Source organism: Dietzia sp. B32, from assembly GCF_024732245.1.
Lineage (GTDB): Bacteria > Actinomycetota > Actinomycetes > Mycobacteriales > Mycobacteriaceae > Dietzia.
This window is the reverse complement of sequence record NZ_CP093845.1, coordinates 3,287,686-3,303,506: the sequence shown is the minus strand read 5'-3', so window position 1 is coordinate 3,303,506 and position 15,821 is coordinate 3,287,686. Positions and strand designations below refer to the sequence as shown.

Annotated in this window: 15 protein-coding genes and 1 riboswitch; of the genes, 8 read left to right on the top strand and 7 right to left on the bottom strand. The window is 69.5% G+C overall.

Annotated features, from left to right (window positions below; all coding sequences use genetic code 11):
• Positions 1–3 precede the first annotated feature (3 nt).
• Both L8M95_RS15600 and L8M95_RS15595 read left to right on the top strand, forming a co-directional pair.
• Positions 4–861, top strand: coding sequence for a bifunctional methylenetetrahydrofolate dehydrogenase/methenyltetrahydrofolate cyclohydrolase (locus tag L8M95_RS15600; protein WP_260486999.1), 858 nt, complete (start codon positions 4–6; stop codon positions 859–861).
• An 8-nt stretch (positions 862–869) separates the two neighbouring features.
• Positions 870–1,223: a DUF3017 domain-containing protein gene (locus tag L8M95_RS15595; protein ID WP_260486998.1), complete on the top strand. Its 354-nt coding sequence runs from the start codon at positions 870–872 to the stop codon at positions 1,221–1,223.
• A gap of 361 nt (positions 1,224–1,584) precedes the next feature.
• Here the strand turns inward: L8M95_RS15595 and L8M95_RS15590 are convergent, their stop codons facing one another.
• The 4 genes from L8M95_RS15590 to L8M95_RS15575 all read right to left on the bottom strand — a co-directional run bounded on the left by L8M95_RS15590 (position 1,585) and on the right by L8M95_RS15575 (position 5,825).
• Positions 1,585–2,514, bottom strand: a complete 930-nt coding sequence (locus tag L8M95_RS15590; RefSeq protein ID WP_260486997.1) for a type IV toxin-antitoxin system AbiEi family antitoxin domain-containing protein — start codon at positions 2,512–2,514, stop codon at positions 1,585–1,587.
• Between the two features lie 362 nt (positions 2,515–2,876).
• On the bottom strand, positions 2,877–3,314 hold the full coding sequence (locus tag L8M95_RS15585; protein ID WP_260486996.1) for a hypothetical protein: 438 nt from the start codon (positions 3,312–3,314) through the stop codon (positions 2,877–2,879).
• Positions 3,311–4,480 (bottom strand): homoserine O-acetyltransferase, encoded by a 1,170-nt coding sequence (locus tag L8M95_RS15580; protein WP_260486995.1) that lies wholly within the window; start codon positions 4,478–4,480, stop codon positions 3,311–3,313. Before L8M95_RS15580 ends, L8M95_RS15585 begins: the two co-directional genes overlap by 4 nt.
• 10 nt (positions 4,481–4,490) lie before the next feature.
• On the bottom strand, positions 4,491–5,825 hold the full coding sequence (locus L8M95_RS15575; RefSeq protein ID WP_260486993.1) for an O-acetylhomoserine aminocarboxypropyltransferase/cysteine synthase family protein: 1,335 nt from the start codon (positions 5,823–5,825) through the stop codon (positions 4,491–4,493).
• A 53-nt stretch (positions 5,826–5,878) separates the two neighbouring features.
• Positions 5,879–5,994: riboswitch (SAM riboswitch) on the bottom strand.
• Between the two features lie 156 nt (positions 5,995–6,150).
• Here L8M95_RS15575 and L8M95_RS15570 point away from each other — a divergent pair.
• The 3 genes from L8M95_RS15570 (at position 6,151) to L8M95_RS15560 (ending at position 9,665) form a co-directional block, all read left to right on the top strand.
• Complete coding sequence (locus tag L8M95_RS15570) at positions 6,151–7,374, top strand: NADP-dependent isocitrate dehydrogenase (RefSeq protein WP_260486992.1); 1,224 nt, start codon at positions 6,151–6,153, stop codon at positions 7,372–7,374.
• A 132-nt stretch (positions 7,375–7,506) separates the two neighbouring features.
• Positions 7,507–8,379 (top strand): bile acid:sodium symporter family protein, encoded by an 873-nt coding sequence (locus L8M95_RS15565; protein ID WP_260486991.1) that lies wholly within the window; start codon positions 7,507–7,509, stop codon positions 8,377–8,379.
• 128 nt (positions 8,380–8,507) lie between these two features.
• Positions 8,508–9,665 carry an MFS transporter gene (locus tag L8M95_RS15560; RefSeq protein ID WP_260489281.1) on the top strand — a complete coding sequence of 386 codons (1,158 nt, stop codon included), beginning with the start codon at positions 8,508–8,510 and terminating at the stop codon, positions 9,663–9,665.
• Between the two features lie 75 nt (positions 9,666–9,740).
• On the opposite strand, the gene L8M95_RS15555 is transcribed toward L8M95_RS15560, so the two are convergent.
• The 3 genes from L8M95_RS15555 to L8M95_RS15545 are packed head-to-tail and all read right to left on the bottom strand — an operon-like array spanning position 9,741 to position 13,056.
• Positions 9,741–10,340: a TetR/AcrR family transcriptional regulator gene (locus tag L8M95_RS15555; protein ID WP_260486990.1), complete on the bottom strand. Its 600-nt coding sequence runs from the start codon at positions 10,338–10,340 to the stop codon at positions 9,741–9,743.
• Between the two features lie 4 nt (positions 10,341–10,344).
• Positions 10,345–11,532 carry a hypothetical protein gene (locus tag L8M95_RS15550; protein ID WP_260486989.1) on the bottom strand — a complete coding sequence of 396 codons (1,188 nt, stop codon included), beginning with the start codon at positions 11,530–11,532 and terminating at the stop codon, positions 10,345–10,347.
• 3 nt (positions 11,533–11,535) lie between these two features.
• On the bottom strand, positions 11,536–13,056 hold the full coding sequence (locus L8M95_RS15545; protein ID WP_260486988.1) for an NAD(P)/FAD-dependent oxidoreductase: 1,521 nt from the start codon (positions 13,054–13,056) through the stop codon (positions 11,536–11,538).
• A 98-nt stretch (positions 13,057–13,154) separates the two neighbouring features.
• Here L8M95_RS15545 and L8M95_RS15540 point away from each other — a divergent pair, with 98 nt between their 5' ends.
• From L8M95_RS15540 to trpS, 3 genes are all read left to right on the top strand, one after another.
• The gene (locus L8M95_RS15540) at positions 13,155–14,000 is read left to right on the top strand and encodes an exodeoxyribonuclease III (RefSeq protein WP_260486987.1); all 846 of its coding nucleotides are present in this window, start codon (positions 13,155–13,157) and stop codon (positions 13,998–14,000) included.
• 99 nt (positions 14,001–14,099) lie between these two features.
• On the top strand, positions 14,100–14,573 hold the full coding sequence (locus L8M95_RS15535; RefSeq protein ID WP_260486985.1) for a PPOX class F420-dependent oxidoreductase: 474 nt from the start codon (positions 14,100–14,102) through the stop codon (positions 14,571–14,573).
• Between the two features lie 67 nt (positions 14,574–14,640).
• Positions 14,641–15,687, top strand: a complete 1,047-nt coding sequence (gene trpS / locus L8M95_RS15530; protein ID WP_396119022.1) for a tryptophan--tRNA ligase — start codon at positions 14,641–14,643, stop codon at positions 15,685–15,687.
• Positions 15,688–15,821 lie beyond the last annotated feature (134 nt).

Below are 15,821 nucleotides of genomic sequence, written 5' to 3'. Positions count from 1 at the left end.
CCCGTGACCGCGATCAAGCTGGACGGAAAGCTCACCCGCGACGAGATCGTCGCCGACCTCACCGCACGCGTGGCCGCGCTGCGCGACAAGGGCATCACCCCGGGACTGGGTACCGTCCTGGTCGGGGACGATCCCGGCAGCCACTCCTACGTGAAGATGAAGCACCGAGACTGCGAGCAGGTCGGCATCGCCTCCACCCGTCGCGATCTGCCCGCCGACACCTCCCAGGCCGAGCTCGAGGCCGTCATCGACGAGCTCAACACCGATCCCGCCTGCACCGGGTACATCGTGCAGTTGCCGCTGCCGAAGCACCTCGACGAGAACGCGATCCTCGAGCGGATCGACCCCGTCAAGGACGCCGACGGCCTGCACCCGGTCAACCTGGGCAAGCTCGTGCTGAACGAGCCGGCGCCACTGCCGTGTACCCCCAACGGCAGCATCCACCTGCTGCGCCGCTTCGGCGTCGAGCTCGACGGCGCGCACGTGGTGGTGATCGGACGCGGCGTCACCGTCGGACGTCCGATCGGGCTCATGCTCACGCGCCGCAGCGAGAACGCCACCGTGACCCTCTGTCACACCGGTACCCGCGATCTCGCCGCCGAGACGCGTCGGGCCGACGTGATCGTGGCCGCGGCGGGGGTCGCGCACATGGTCACCGCCGACATGGTCAAGCCCGGAGCCGCGGTACTGGACGTGGGCGTGTCCCGACTGGACGGCAAGCTCGCCGGGGACGTCCACCCGGACGTGTGGGAGGTCGCGGGCGCGGTCTCTCCCAACCCGGGTGGCGTCGGGCCCCTCACCAGGGCATTCCTGCTGAGCAACGTGGTCGAGCGGTGCGAGCGGCTCGACTCCGGTAACTGAGACCCCCGATGACACACCCGGCTCCCGACCGGCCCCTGAACGGCACGACCGACGCGCGGCCCCGCCGTACGCGGCCCTCGCGCCTGACGTGGGCGCAGGTGCGGGCGCAGTGGCCGCTCGCCCTGGTGCTGGCGGGGGTGGCGGTCGCACTGGGGTTCGTGATCCTCGAGCGATGGCGGCGCGGGGCGTTCCTGCTCGGCGTGGTGGCACTGGCGGCGGCGATCCTGCGGGCGGTGGTGCCGGACGAGCGGGCCCGGCTGCTCGGGGTTCGCGGCAGGGGGTTCGACGTCGCCTTCTACACCGCGCTCGGCGCCGTCATCCTGTGGCTGGCCACGTCGATCGACTCGCTCGGCACCGGCTGACGGCGGCCGGGTCTGCGCGGACGCCTACGCCGAGTCGGCCGGGTCTGCACTGGCCTGCCGTCGCGCGCCGTTGCTAGTGCGGGCCGTAGCCGTCGCGCGCAGTTGCTATCGCGGGCCGTAGCCGTCGCGCGCCTGTGTTCCTTCACGCGCGTGCCCTGCCGCATCCGCCGAACCCCAGCGCCACCTATCGGATGGCGAGTCACCCAGCGGGTCCGATAGGTGGCGGGCGATCTGATAGGTGACGGGCGATTCGATAGGTGGCGATCACGTGGCGTTGCATCTGGCCATCGTCGGCCGGCAACCCGGTCGGCGATCAAGCACGTCGGGGCCGAGGCCGCTCACGCGAGGGCAGGTGGGCTGGTCACGCGGCTGCGGAGAAGAGCACCCGCTTGATGCGCGCAGCCAGGACATGAGGCTCCTCGAGATCACGCCACCGCCAATGTAAGACTCGATAGCCGAGTGCCATGAGTTCGGCATCGCGATCCTTCTCCATCCCCAATCGATGCCGTGTCTCTGCGGGGGTCAGCCCCTCGAAGTACTTACCGAAACCGTCACATTCTCCGACCACGCCGTACTCGGGCCACAGGAAATCCACGCGAGCCACTCTGATGCCGCGGGAGTTGACTATGTCGACCTGGATCTCCGGCTCCGGCAGGCCGTGGTCACGGAAAGTCAGCCGGCTCAGGGTCTCTGCCACGCTCTCGCTCCGCCCGTCCGCGAGGCTCAGCGAGTGTCGGGCGCGCCTGATCCCGCGACGGCCCGCGGACTTCTCCAGAGATTCTTCGAGCGCGATCCCGGTGACGAGTTCGCCGTGGAGCGCAGCATCGGCAACCGCGACGCAGGCATCCCTGTTCGTCGAGATCGCGATATCCGTCACTGTTCGTGCCGGAGTGGTGACCCGCAATCCGTTGACCGTCGTGACCTCACCGGCGAGATCAGGCACAAAGCGGAAGGTCGTCAGATCGGTGGTGCGGGATCGCGGCGACGCCCCCTCGTCGCACACCGCGACCTTTCGCAGCGGCAGACCCCAGTCCGGAAGACCGTGGATGAGAGCCGCAGATGCGTGAGAGAACACCAGCGAGTCAAGTGCAGTTTTCGTGGCCAGAACCGACAAGAGGTGGCGGTCACGCCTGCAGAGATCGCGTGCTCTCTTCTCTACGAAGAATCCGGGTCTGAGCCGGATCAGATCGCCGGACCTCACAGCGCGGCTCAGGCTGTGGCTCGTCATTCCCCGGCTGAGCAGCCGATCGGTGGTGAGGAGCAGAGGGATCAGATCGTCTGGTGTGTTCATACCCCGATGATCACGGCCATCTCGCAGGGAGACCGGCTCAGTGCCGTCTGACGACGGCCGCCTGTGGACAACGGAGGGTCTGGGGTAAGAGGGCCCGCCCTTTACGTACCCCGCGCGGAGCAGCGAGAACGGCGTCTGTCGCGATCCACGGGGGACGATCTCGCGACCAGCGCATCGCCGCAGAGCAGATTCCCTCCGCGGCCCGATTTCCTCCGCGCCGGTGCGGATCACCTATCGGATCACGCGCTGCCCATGGCGCCCGATGGGTGGCGCGACGTCCGATGGGTGGCGCGATGTCCGATGGGTGGCGCGACGTTCGATGGGTGGCGTTCTGGAGGGGCGGCGCGACGGAGGAGAGCGAGTCAGCGGAGCCTGAGCGGTACGCCCTCACGGACGTGCTCACGAACCGAGTCGGAGACGAGGAGATACCCCATCGCCGTCAGGGCGAGCAGGGACAGCACCGTACCGACGACGGAGATGAAGGTGACGCTGTCCAGCACCATCCGCGCCAACGAACTGAGGGCGAGCAGGGCCACGGCCGTCCCGATCACCACGCGCGAACTGCGGTGGGCCCGCCACAACAGCACGGCCCCCACGACGAGCAGTGTGCCCATGACGAACGAGGACGCGGCGGTGGCGGCGGCGGGTCCGAAACCCATCGTGTCGTGACCGCCGGTCGCTGTCGCCGTGAGGCCCAGGAGGGTGGCGAAGCCGATCGCCATCCCGATGACGCCGAAGCCCGCCGCGAGGCCGGCGAGGCCCATCACGGCCGGGCGGGGAGTGTGGTCGAATTCGGTCACGCGTGTCCTCGGGTGCGGTCTGTGGTGTCCTGCTCGGCCAGTTCGAGAGTGCGCTCGAGCATCGGTCCCACCACGTGGTCCTCGGTGAGGAAGCCGTCGTGGCCCGCGGGACTCTCGATCACGACGAGCGGGTCCGCGCCGGGGAGCAGATCTGCCAGTTCCTGCTGCTGACGTAGCGGGTACAGGCGGTCGGTGGTGACGCCGCCGATCACGCACGGGACGGGACAGGACCGCAGCGCCTCATCGACGCCACCCCGATCCAGCCCGACGTCATGACGGTTGAGCGCGTCGGTGAGCAGTACGTAGGTGCAGGCGTCGAAGCGGGAGACCAGCTTGCCCGCCTGGTGATCGAGATAGGACTGCACGGCGAACCGGCCCGACATGGACAGGTCCTCACCCCGCGGATCCTCACCGGGCTGGGGCCGGTTGGCGAAGCGCTCGTCGAGTTCCACCTCACCCCGATAGGAGAGATGCGCGATGCGCCGCGCGATGCCCAGGCCGGTGACCGGCGTGCGGCCGGTCCCGTGGTACCCGCCCTGCTGCCAGTGGGGGTCCGAGGTCACGGCCATGATCTGGGCGGTCTGGATGCCGATCTGGTCGGCCGAGGCGCGGGCACCGACGGCCAGGACGCAGGCCGCTCGGACGCGGTCGGGGTGGGTGACCATCCACTCCAGCGTCCGGGCCCCGCCCATCGATCCACCGATGACGGCCGCCCAGCGGTCGATCCCCAGGAGGTCTGCCAGGACGCGCTCGGACTCGACCATGTCGCGCACCGAGACGGCGGGGAACCGGGCTCCCCAGTAATGGCCGTCAGGGTGGAGCGAGCTCGGCCCGGTCGATCCCCGGCAGCCCCCCAGGACGTTGACCGACAATACGCAGTAGCGGTCGGTGTCCAGGGGGAGTCCGGGCCCGACGAGCCCGTTCCACCATCCCGGGGTGGGGTGCAGGGAATCGACCGGACCCACGACGTGCGAGTCGCCCGTGAGCGCGTGCTCGACCAGGACGACGTTGGACCGGTCCTCCGCGATCCGCCCCCACCGCTGGACCGCGAGGGTCACCCCCGGGAGGACGACACCGGTGACCAGCGTGATGTCGCCGAGGGCGACGTGGCCGAGGGTGCCGTCGCCCGGGGGCAACAGCGCGAGCGGATCGGAGGAGCGGACCATGGGGGACGGATCAGGAGATCGCGGCGAAACCGAGCTCAAGGTCGCCGATGATGTCCTGGACGGACTCGATGCCCACCGACAGGCGGACGGTCGCGAGGGTGACCCCGGCGATCGCGTTGGCCTCGGGGGTGCCCTGCGAGTGGGTGGTAGTCGCGGGGTGGCACACGAGCGACCGCACGTCACCGATGTTGACCAGGCACGAGTGCAGCTTGAGGGCGTCGATGAACGCCCAGGCGCGGGCCTTGACGTCGTCGTCGGACGTGCCCTCCGGCACGGCCAGGTCGAACGTGACGATCGCGCCGGCGCCCTTGGGGGCCAGCTTCTTCTGGAGCTCGTTGTAGGGCGAGGAGGCCAGGCCCGCGTACTGGACCTTGGCCACGTCGGAACGGGCCTCGAGCCACTCGGCGATCCGCTGCGCGTTCTCCACGTGGCGCTCGACCCGCAGGCTCAGCGTGTCGATGCCCTGGGCGAGGGTCCACGCGTTGAACGGGGAGGCCGCCGCGCCGGTGTCACGCAGGAGGGTCACCCGGGCCTTGAGCGCGAGAGCGGGCGCGCCGAGATCGGCGTAGACCAGGCCGTGGTAGGCCGGGTCCGGGGTGGTGAAGGACGGGAAGACGTCCTCGCCGTCGCGCTGCACCCGCCAGTCGAACTTCCCGCCGTCGACCAGGACGCCGGCGAGGGACGAGCCGTGCCCGCCGAGGTACTTGGTGGCGGAGGAGACCACCACGTCAGCACCCAGCTCCAGCGGGCGGATGAGGTAGGGGGTCGCCACGGTGTTGTCGATGACGAGCGGGACCTGGTTGCGGTGCGCGACCTCGGCGATGGCCGGGATGTCCAGGATGTCGTTGAGCGGGTTCGAGATCGACTCGCCGTAGAAGAGCTTCGTGTTGGGACGCACGGCCGCCTCCCACGAGGCGGGGTCGTCCGGGTTCTCGACGAACGTGGTCTCGATGCCGTACTTGGGCAGGGTGTGGCGCAGCAGGGTGTCGGTCCCGCCGTACAGGCGGGGAGAGGCGACGACGTGGCCGCCGGACTGGGCGATTGCCTGGATGACGGCGGTCTCTGCCGCCTGGCCCGACGCGAACAGCAGTCCCGCGACGCCGCCCTCCAGTGAGGCGATGCGGTCCTCGACCGCCGCCACGGTGGGGTTGGTGATACGGGTGTAGATCGGCCCCATCTCCGCCAGCGCGAAACGGTCGGCCGCCTGCTTGGCATCGGCGAACACGTAGGAGGTGGTCTGGTAGATCGGCAGATTCCGGGCGCCGGTGTCGGAGTCGACGGGCTGTCCGGCGTGGACCTGACGGGTCTCGAAGGCCCAGTCCGTGTTGCTGTTGTCGTAGGTCATAGGGGCGGAGCCCCTCCTCTCATCGAAAAGGGTCCGCCCGCTTACCGTCAGCGGACCCGCGCTTGCCCGTCACCCGGTCGGGTGGGGGCCAGGTCGTCTCCCGGGGCACCCCACCGCGGTGGAGGGTTGCCGTCCAGCGAGCCGGGGCTTGTCGCTGGAACTCATGACCTGGGGTCAGGCTAGCCTAAGCCGCTCGACGGCTGCAACGAGGGGTTACCCGTCGCGGAGGCCGCTCCGGACCGTGTCGGGGCAGTAAAGTGAGACCTACATCACGTATGAGCCGACACGTCGGCCCCACAAGGGCCGGGCGGGAGAAGAGGGTCCGATGTCGAAGATCAAGGTCCAGGGAACCGTCGTCGAACTGGACGGCGACGAGATGACGCGCATCATCTGGAAGTTCATCAAGGAGGAGCTGATCCACCCCTACCTGGACGTGGACCTCGAGTACTACGACCTCGGGATCGAGAGCCGCGACGCCACGGACGACCAGATCACCGTGGACGCCGCGAACGCGATCAAGAAGCACGGCGTGGGCGTCAAGTGCGCCACCATCACTCCCGACGAGGCCCGCGTCGAGGAATTCGGACTCAAGCGGATGTACCGCTCGCCCAACGGTACCATCAGGAACATCCTGGGCGGGACGATCTTCCGCGCGCCGATCATCATCTCCAACGTGCCGCGCCTGGTCCCGGGGTGGACCAAGCCGATCATCGTCGGCCGCCACGCCTTCGGCGACCAGTACCGCGCCACGGACTTCAGGGTCCCCGGTGCGGGCAAGGTCACCATCACCTACACGCCGACCGACGGCTCCGAACCGATCGAGCACGAGATCGTGGACATGCCTGACGAGGGCGGCGTGGTCATGGGGATGTACAACTTCACCAAGTCCATCGAGGACTTCGCGCGCGCCTCGTTCAACTACGCCCTCGACCGCGGTTACCCGGTGTATCTGTCCACGAAGAACACCATCCTCAAAGCCTACGACGGCGCGTTCAAAGACATCTTCCAGGACGTGTTCGACCGTGAGTTCAAGGAGGAGTTCGACAAGGCGGGTCTGACCTACGAGCACCGGCTCATCGACGACATGGTGGCCTCCGCGCTCAAGTGGGAGGGCGGCTACGTCTGGGCGTGTAAGAACTACGACGGTGACGTGCAGTCCGACACCGTGGCCCAGGGGTTCGGCTCCCTCGGTCTGATGACCTCCGTCCTGCTCACGCCGGACGGGAAGACCTGCGAGGCGGAAGCCGCGCACGGCACCGTTACCCGGCACTTCCGCCAGCATCAGCAGGGCAAGCCGACCTCCACCAACCCGATCGCGTCGATCTTCGCGTGGACCCGCGGCCTCGAGCACCGCGGCAAGCTCGACGACACCCCCGAGGTGATCGAGTTCGCGCACCAGCTCGAAGACGTCGTCATCAAGACCGTCGAGGGGGGCCAGATGACCAAGGACCTCGCGCTGCTCGTCGGGGAGGACCAGGACTACCTCACCACCGAGGAGTTCCTCGCCGCGCTGGACGAGAACCTCAAGCGCACCCGCGGCGAGGGCTGACGCCGCGCCGGGGGTTTCCGACGGTCCCGTCCCGTCGGAGCCGCCGCGGCGACCGCGATGGGTTAGCGTAACCGGACAGTGGTCCACATCACAGGGGTGGACCTCCCTCGCGACGCGACCCCAGGAGTTCCCGTGGATCAGAGTCCCCTGGTCGATATCGGCCTGCCGATCGCCCTGGCGATCATCATGGTGGGCATCGGCCTGAGCCTGACCAAGGACGACTTCGCGGTCCAGGCCAGATCGCCGTGGGCGACGATCGTGGGTCTGTTCGGTCAGCTCGTCCTGGTCCCGATGGTCGGTGTCGGTGTGGCCCTGCTCTTCGGCCTCTCGCCGATGCTGGCCCTCGGCGTCGTCCTCGTGGCGGCGACGCCGGGAGGGGCGACGTCGAATCTCATCACCTACCTGGCGCGGGGGAACGTCGCTCTCTCGGTGATCCTCACCGCCCTGACCTCCGTGGCCGTGATCCTCACCCTGCCGCTGTGGTTCGACATCGGTGCGCGGATCATCCCCGGGGCAGCCGAGGCCGAGGTGAGCGTCCCGCTCGGCCAGACCTTCGGGCTCCTGCTGGGCGTCATCCTCATCCCAGTGGCGATCGGCATGGTCCTGCGCGCCAGGACACCGGGTTTCGCCGCCCGGGTCGAGCGGTTCGTGGGGTTGGTCGGGCTCGTCGTACTCGTGCTCCTCATCGTGGGGATCGTCCTCGGCGAACGGGACCGGATCGTCGACCTCGTCGCCACGGTCGGACCCGCCGTGATCGTCCTCAACCTCGCGCTCATCGTCCTCGGCGGCCTCCTGGCGTGGCTGTCCGGGTTGGGGCGCGCGGAGCAGATCGCGATCGCGGTGGAGTTCGGCATCAAGAACACCACCCTCACGTTGCTCATCGCCTTCACGGTGATCGGTGACGAGGAGGTCGGGCTCGCGGCCGCGGTCTACAGCATCGTCATGTACGTCACCGCGTTCCTGCTGGTCTACGGCGGTCGGCGCCTCATGCGTACCGCCCCCTGATCGGGCTGGTACGGCATGGCCCGCCCGGCTGGTGGGCGTAACCTGCTCCGGTGACCACGACCCCCGGCCCCGCCGCCGAGCCCGTGACCGAGCCCGCCGCTCCCACCCCCCGGCGAGTGACGCTGGCGATCCTCGCGCTCGCGCTGGGAGGGTTCGGCATCGGCGTCACCGAGTTCGCGGCGATGGGTCTGCTGCGCTCGATCGCCGACGGGTTCGGGCTCACCGAGCCGCAGGCAGGGAACGTCATCACCGCCTATGCGCTCGGCGTGGTGGTGGGCGCGCCCCTGCTCACCGTGTGGACATCGCGCTGGCGGCGGCGCACCCTTCTGCTCGTCCTCATGGCGCTGTTCACGGCGGGCAACGCGGCGGCGGCCTTCGCCCCGTCCGCGGAGATCCTGGTGGCGGCCCGGTTCATCGCCGGCATCCCGCACGGGGCGTACTTCGGGGTGGCCTCCCTGGTGGCCGCCTCACTCGCCGGACCCGGTCGGCAGGCGCGGGCGGTGTCCCAGGTCCTGCTCGGTCTGTCGGTCGCGACCGTGATCGGTGTCCCCGCGGCGACCTGGCTCGGCGACGCGATCGGCTGGCAGTCGGCGTTCCTCGCGGTCGGGGTGATCGGCGCACTGACCGTGGCGGCGATCTTCGTCGTCGTCCCCGAACCCACCGGAACGGTCGTGGTCAGGGCGCGCGAGGAGCTCGCGGCGCTCGCCCGGCCTCAGATCCTGGCCACGCTGGCCGTGGGCTGCGTCGGGTTCGGCGGCATGTTCGCCGTCTACACCTACATCCAGTGGACGATGGTCGACGTCGCGGGGGTCGACCCCGGATGGATGCCCGCGGTACTCGCCGTCTACGGACTCGGCATGGTGGCCGGCAATCTGCTCGGGGGCGTGGTGGCGGACCGGGACCTCGACCGGGGCCTGGTCGTGATCGCCTCCGCCATGACCGTGGTGCTGGTGCTGTTCTCCGTCGCCGCACTGCACCCCGTGACCGCGCTGGTGGGGCTGTTCCTCGTCGGGTCATCAGGGTCCGCGTTGGTGCCGGGGCTGCAGTCCCGCCTGATGACGTACGCGGGCCGGGGACAGACCCTGGCGGCAGCGCTCAACCACTCGGCGCTCAACGCCGCCAACGCCCTTGGTGCGTGGCTCGGCGGGGCGGTGATCGCACTCGGCTTCGGGTACACGTCCCCGGCCCTCGCGGGCGCGGCGCTGGCGGCGGCCGGTCTGACGATTCTCGTGGGCGCGGTCTGGGCGGCGCGTCGGACGGCGCGGGACCAGTCGGAACAGGTGTGAGCCGGGGACGGTGTGAGCCCGGGACAGTAGGGACTCAGCGCGGCGTGGACTCGGGGAACTCAGCGCGGTGTGCACTCACGACGGGGTGAGCGCCGGCACGAGCCAGCGCTCGACCAGCGCACGGACCTCGTCCTCCGGCCGCGGGACATCGGTGGACGAGTCGAGAAGCGAGATGAGCAGACGCATGATGACCTCGGCGAGACCGTCGAGGTCGGCATCGTCGACCCCGGCATCGGACCACCGCACCGGGAACCGGCGGAGCATCGCCGACCCGTACCCGAGCATCAGCGGCGAGGTGGCGGCGCGGTTGAACGTGGCGGTGTCCCCGAGTTGGAGCAGCAGATTCAGGCGCGGGTCGTGCGGCACCGTGCGGAGGCAGTAGAGGATGCCCTCGACCACGGCCTCGGCGGGGGACCTGCTGCCCTCGAGGTGAACGACGAGCCGGTCCACGAAGTCCTCGGCCCCGCGCGCGGCCACCACGCTGACGATCTCGCTGATGTTGCCGAGATGCCGGTACACGGTCTGGCGGGTCACACCGAGCTCGGCCGCCACGTCGGACAGGGTCGTCTTGGCGACCCCCTGACGGTCGATGAGTGCAGCGGTGGCGTCGATGATGCGCTGACGCGCCTCCTCCTCGTCCGCCGGGGGCCGGCCGCCCCACCCGTGTCTGGCCATGAGGTCAGGGTGTCATATCGGCCTCGCGGGTCGACGGCCCCTCGGTCGCGGCGGGAGCGCCGCCCGGGACCCTCCCGGACCGGGCCGGGGAGCGGGTCGCCCGGATCGCCGCGACGACGAACCACACGGCCACCGCGAAGCAGGCGAGCGCGTACCACCCGTTCCCGATCGGCGTGCCCGCCTCGGTGACGCCCCCCGTCGCGCCGACGAAGGCCGGGAGTGCCGCGATCCAGAACACCGCGTGCACCACCACGTAGGCGGCGGGGTAGAGGCGGACGAAGGCGGGTGAGGCGACCGGCTGCGTGGAGCCCCGCCACGTCCGGCGGGTGGCCTCGGCCAGCAACCACAGGCCCACGAGCCACAGGATTCCGAGGAACGTCCACAGGATCACCTTCTGGAGGGTGCCTTCCCCCTCGGCGTCGACCCCCACCCTGGTGGGCGCGGCCAGGATGACCATGAGCACCGGGGTGAGGACGCCCGCCAGCAGCGTCCGCCAGGCCACCGAGCCGCCGCCCATCGGGGTCCCGGTGCGCGCGGGGCCGCCGAGGAGCTTGACCACAAGCCACACCATGACGCCGAACGAGACCGAGGCGAACACCCACATGCTGTTCATCGGCACGGAAGCGAACATCGGTGTGTTGATCATGTTCTCCGGGTTCCAGGCCCACCACTTGAGCTGCGGCCCGAGCTGGTCGAAGATCTCGTAGAACACCTGGCTGGCGAACGCCGTGGCGATCGCGCCGATCGCCGCACCGCGTCGGGCGAAGATCCCCAGTGCGCGGACGAGCTCGTAGGTGATCTGCGAGATGACCGGGTAGAACGCCACGATGTACAGCGGTAGCCGGTCGAACATGAACTGCACGGTGAAGACGTTGTGGGAGAAGATGAAGCCCACGTAGTCCTGCAGACCGAACCATTCGGGGAAGTACAGCGGTGGTTCGATGACGGCGAGGTAGACCAGCGAGGCGAACCACAGACCGAGGTTGATCGGGTCGCCGTCGCGTCGCCAGCGCCGCCACGCGTGGACGAGGGCGAAGACGGCGCCGGCGATGATGAGCACCTCGAGCAGGGGCATCGTCCAGTGTTCGAGGGCGAACGGGGAGCGCACCGCGCCCACGGGGTTCGCGTCGTCGCAGACGAAGCCGAGGAAGTCGGCCACCTGCCGGGCGTGGGGTTCACAGGTGTACGCCATGGGTCAGCCCAGATTCTGTCGGGTCGCGCCCTGCGGGGAGGCCGCGAGCTCGACGGGGTTGGCCGGGTCGGAGTAGTCGGTGCCGGGCGGGTCGAGGCGGATGTCGAACCCGCCGGGGACGCGGGTGCGTCCGAACAGTTCGCGGACTTTGTGCCGGAGGAGCCCGGTGACGAACCGGGGGTCGGTCATCATCTCCTTGAGGGATTTGTCGAGGTTGAACACCGCGGTGAAGGTCTGCTCCACGTAGTCGTCCTCGCGGGAGGCGGAGGTGATGGCGTTGAACACCGGCCACGACACCTTCGCCATGATCTTGCGGCGCCAGGCCGGCGCGACCTCGGTGCCCTCGGCGAAGTCGTAGCCCTGGTCGCGGGCCATGGCGAGCATCCACGGCACCTCGAGGGACGTGCGCTGCCGGTCGAGGAAGGCGCGGGTGAACGAGGAGTCGAGTGCCCGGCGCTCGGCGAGGACGTCGGAGAGCACGACGGCCGAGCGGGCGGCCGAACTCATGCCCTGCGCGTAGAACGGGTTGAATGCGCAGGCCGCGTCGCCGATGGCCACCAGGCCCAACGGTGGGTGCGCGAGCTCGTCGTAGCGGCGCCACTTGTTGCCTGTCGCGCGGGTGAGGTGCACCTCCGAGATCGGGGTGCTGGCCCTCATGGCGGCGGCGAAGGTGGGTGCGCGGAGGCGGCCGGCGGCCGCCTCGAACGTCTCGGGCTTGCGCGGCATCTCCAGTCCCCACGAGCCCATGCACGCGATCGCGCGGTCTCCCTCCACGGGGAAGAAGTTGGAGAGGAACTCGTGCTCCTGCGGATGGGGCCCGGTGTCCTGGGTGGGGGTGAGGACCAGGTGCTTCCACCACCAGTGCGCCGGCCGCTCCGAGGCGTCCGGGAGCTGGTACCAGCGGGAGGTGTAGGTGACCTTCGCATCGAGGGTCTTCTCGGGCACGGTGGCCCACCCGGCGGCCGCGAGCCAGTCCCGGACGGAGGACCCGCGACCGAGGGCGTCCACGACGAGATCGGCGTCGAGGATCCGGGTCTCGCCGCCGGCATCGCGGTACTCGACCCCGGTGACGCGCCCGGCGGCCGTCCCGCCGCCGCTGGTGGACAGGCCGGACACGGTCGCGCCCTCACGGATCTCGATGTTCGCCAGGTCGCGGACCTTGTCCCGCAGGACGCGTTCGATGAGGATCCGGGAGGAGTAGATCATCGTCATGGTGCTGGCCTTGCGGGGTCCCCACCCGTCCATCTCGCCGTAGGCGGCTTCCATCGAGGGCATGAGCAGCATCCCGCCCGCCTCGATGAGCGACTCCTCGAACCCGGGGAAGATCGCGCCGATCGCCCGGCGACCCGCGTTGAGGACGAAGTGCGGGTGCTTGCTCTGGGGGACCCCCCGCCGGTGTTCGGCGCCGGGCGGCAGCTCGTCGCGTTCGAGCACGATCACCCTGTCGAAGTGCGGGGCCAGGACGCCGGCCGAGCACAGGCCCGCCACGCTCCCGCCGAGGACCACCGCTGTCGCTCCGTGCATCCCGAGTTCCCTTCATTCATACATTGATCGTTCAAATGTATGATTGGCGGCCGAGTGTGTCAACGGTCACGTTCCCGGCGATCGGTAGCCTGTGGGCCGTGAGCCTCACCGTCAGCACCGTCAACGTCAACGGGATCCGCGCCGCCGTCAAGCAGCGGTCGGAGACCAACCTCGGGTTCCTGCCCTGGCTGGAGAGCAGCGGGGCGGACGTCGTCGCACTACAGGAGGTGCGCGCCGACGAGGACCAGACCCGCAAGGCGCTCGCTCCCGCCCTCGACGCCGGATGGCATCTCGTGGGGGCGCCGTCCTCGCTCAAGGGCCGGGCCGGCGTGGCGATCCTGTCCCGGCACGAACCGTCGGAGACCCGCATCGGCCACGGGGACCCGGAGTTCGACGAGTCCGGCCGGTACATCGAGGCCGTCTACCCCGGGGCCGTCGACGGTGAGACCGTCACCGTCGCCAGCCTCTATCTGCCGTCCGGGTCGGCCAACACGCCCAAGCAGGACGAGAAGGACCGGTTCCTGGCGACCTTCCGCGAGTATCTCGCCGAGCGGGCCGGGCACCTGAAGGGGCGCGACGGTCACGAGATGATCATCTGTGGCGACTGGAACATCGCCCACCGTGAGGCCGACCTGAAGAACCACAAGGGCAACCACAAGAGTTCCGGTTTCCTGCCGCACGAGCGGGAGTGGATGACCGACGTCTTCGCCGACGGCAGCGGGTGGACCGACATCGTGCGGTATCGCCGCCCCGACGAGATCGGCCCGTACTCGTGGTGGAGTCAGCGAGGCAAGGCGTTCGACAACGACGCGGGCTGGCGCATCGATTACCACGTCGTCTCCGACGGGCTCGTCGACCGGGCGGTGTCCGATCGCGTCGACCGGGCGGGCGCCTACGACCAACGGTGGTCCGACCATGCGCCGGTCACCGTCGTCTACGAGTAGGGACGGGCGAGAAGGCGACGACGACGACGAGGTCGACCACTGCGTCCGGGCCCGCGTTCGCGGATGCCGCGAGGGGGACGGGTCCGTAACCTCGGCACCATGCCGAAGTATGCGACCGCCGAACGTCCCGATCGAGCCGGCCTCGACGATTTCGTCCGCCCCCGGCACCGCGCCGTCCTCATCACGCGCCGCTCGTCCGGCGGTCTGCAGACCTCGCCGGTGACCTGCGGTGTCGACTCCGAGGGCAGACTCGTCGTGGCCACCTATCCGCAGCGGGCGAAGGTGGCCAACATCCGCCGCGACCCGGCCGTGAGCGTGTGCGTGCTCTCCGATGACTTCAACGGCCCGTACGTCCACCTCGACGGCACCGCGGAGATCGTCGACCTGCCCGAGGCCGTCGAGCCGCTGGTGGAGTACTTCCGCAGCATCGCCGGGGAGCACGACGACTGGGACGAGTACCGGGCGGCGATGGTGCGGCAGGGCAAGTGCCTCATCCGCGTGGCCATCGATGACTGGGGACCGATCGCCACGGGAGGCTTTCCGCCGGAGATGGCGCCGCCCTCCGGCCGCTGACGCCGCGGCGACCGCCCGCGCGAGGGCGTGAGCGGTGGGTGGTCGGCGACGTGGGAAGATGAACGCCATGTCTGAGCAGTCCTCCTCCGCAGTTCCCGCCAAGCGCCAGCGTGTCCTGTCCGGCATCCAACCCACCGCCGACTCGTACCACCTCGGCAACTACCTGGGTGCCGTGCGGCAGTGGGTCGAGCTTCAGGACGACTACGACGCGTACTACTTCATCCCCGACCTGCACGCGATCACCGTGAAGCAGGACCCCAAGGAGTTGCGCGAGCGCGTGTACCGCGGCTGCGCGCAGCTGCTCGCGCTGGGCGTCGACCCCGCACGCTCGGTGCTCTTCGTGCAGTCGCACGTGCCCGAGCACGCCGAGCTGGCATGGGTGTTGGGGTGCATCACCGGCTACGGCGAGGCCGCCCGGATGACCCAGTTCAAGGACAAGGCCGCCAAGCAGGGCACCGACGGCACGACCGTGGGCCTGTTCACCTACCCGGTGCTCATGGCCGCCGACATCCTGCTCTACCGCCCGCACCTGGTGCCGGTGGGGGAGGACCAGCGTCAACACCTCGAGCTGACCCGCGATCTGGCGATGCGGTTCAACTCCCGATACAAGAAGACCTTCGTGGTGCCGGAGGGCAAGATCCTCGAGGGCTCGGCCAAGATCTACGACCTCCAGGACCCCTCCGCCAAGATGAGCAAGTCCGGAGAGAACCCGAAGGGCATCGTCAACCTGCTCGACGATCCCAGGGTCTCCGCCAAGCGCATCCGCAGCGCGGTCACCGATTCCGACGGCAGCATCCGATACGACCGCGAGATGAAGCCGGGCGTGTCCAACCTGCTGGCGATCCAGTCGGCGTTCACCGGCCGGCCGATCGCCGACATCGTGGCCGACTACCAGAGTGCCGGCGCGGGATACGGGGCGCTGAAGACCGACACCGCCGATGCGCTCGAGGCGTTCGTGACCCCACTGCGGGGCCGGTTCGACGAGTACATGTCAGACCGCGCCGAGCTCGAACGGATCCTCGCCGACGGCGCGGACCGTGCCCGCGCGGTGGCCAGCCCGGTCCTCTCGCAGGTCTACCAGGCCGTGGGCTTCACCGCACCGCGCCGCGGCTGACCAGCGACGATAGCTTGAGAAACATCTAGTCAGGTGTAGTAATTCGCTGGCGACCGAGTTCACGATCTCGATCGACGACAGAAACGTCAGCGTCACACTACGTCCTTAGAGTCGGGCCCAGCTCATCGGACAGG

Coding starts and splice junctions, on each gene's coding strand:
- L8M95_RS15595 (WP_260486998.1), top strand. CDS start 870: ATGACACACCCGGCTCCCGACCGGCCCCTGAACGGCACGACCGACGCG.
- L8M95_RS15590 (WP_260486997.1), bottom strand. CDS start 2,514: ATGAACACACCAGACGATCTGATCCCTCTGCTCCTCACCACCGATCGG.
- L8M95_RS15580 (WP_260486995.1), bottom strand. CDS start 4,480: ATGGTCCGCTCCTCCGATCCGCTCGCGCTGTTGCCCCCGGGCGACGGC.
- L8M95_RS15575 (WP_260486993.1), bottom strand. CDS start 5,825: ATGACCTACGACAACAGCAACACGGACTGGGCCTTCGAGACCCGTCAG.
- L8M95_RS15570 (WP_260486992.1), top strand. CDS start 6,151: ATGTCGAAGATCAAGGTCCAGGGAACCGTCGTCGAACTGGACGGCGAC.
- L8M95_RS15555 (WP_260486990.1), bottom strand. CDS start 10,340: ATGGCCAGACACGGGTGGGGCGGCCGGCCCCCGGCGGACGAGGAGGAG.
- L8M95_RS15550 (WP_260486989.1), bottom strand. CDS start 11,532: ATGGCGTACACCTGTGAACCCCACGCCCGGCAGGTGGCCGACTTCCTC.
- L8M95_RS15545 (WP_260486988.1), bottom strand. CDS start 13,056: ATGCACGGAGCGACAGCGGTGGTCCTCGGCGGGAGCGTGGCGGGCCTG.
- L8M95_RS15535 (WP_260486985.1), top strand. CDS start 14,100: ATGCCGAAGTATGCGACCGCCGAACGTCCCGATCGAGCCGGCCTCGAC.
- trpS (WP_396119022.1), top strand. CDS start 14,641: ATGTCTGAGCAGTCCTCCTCCGCAGTTCCCGCCAAGCGCCAGCGTGTC.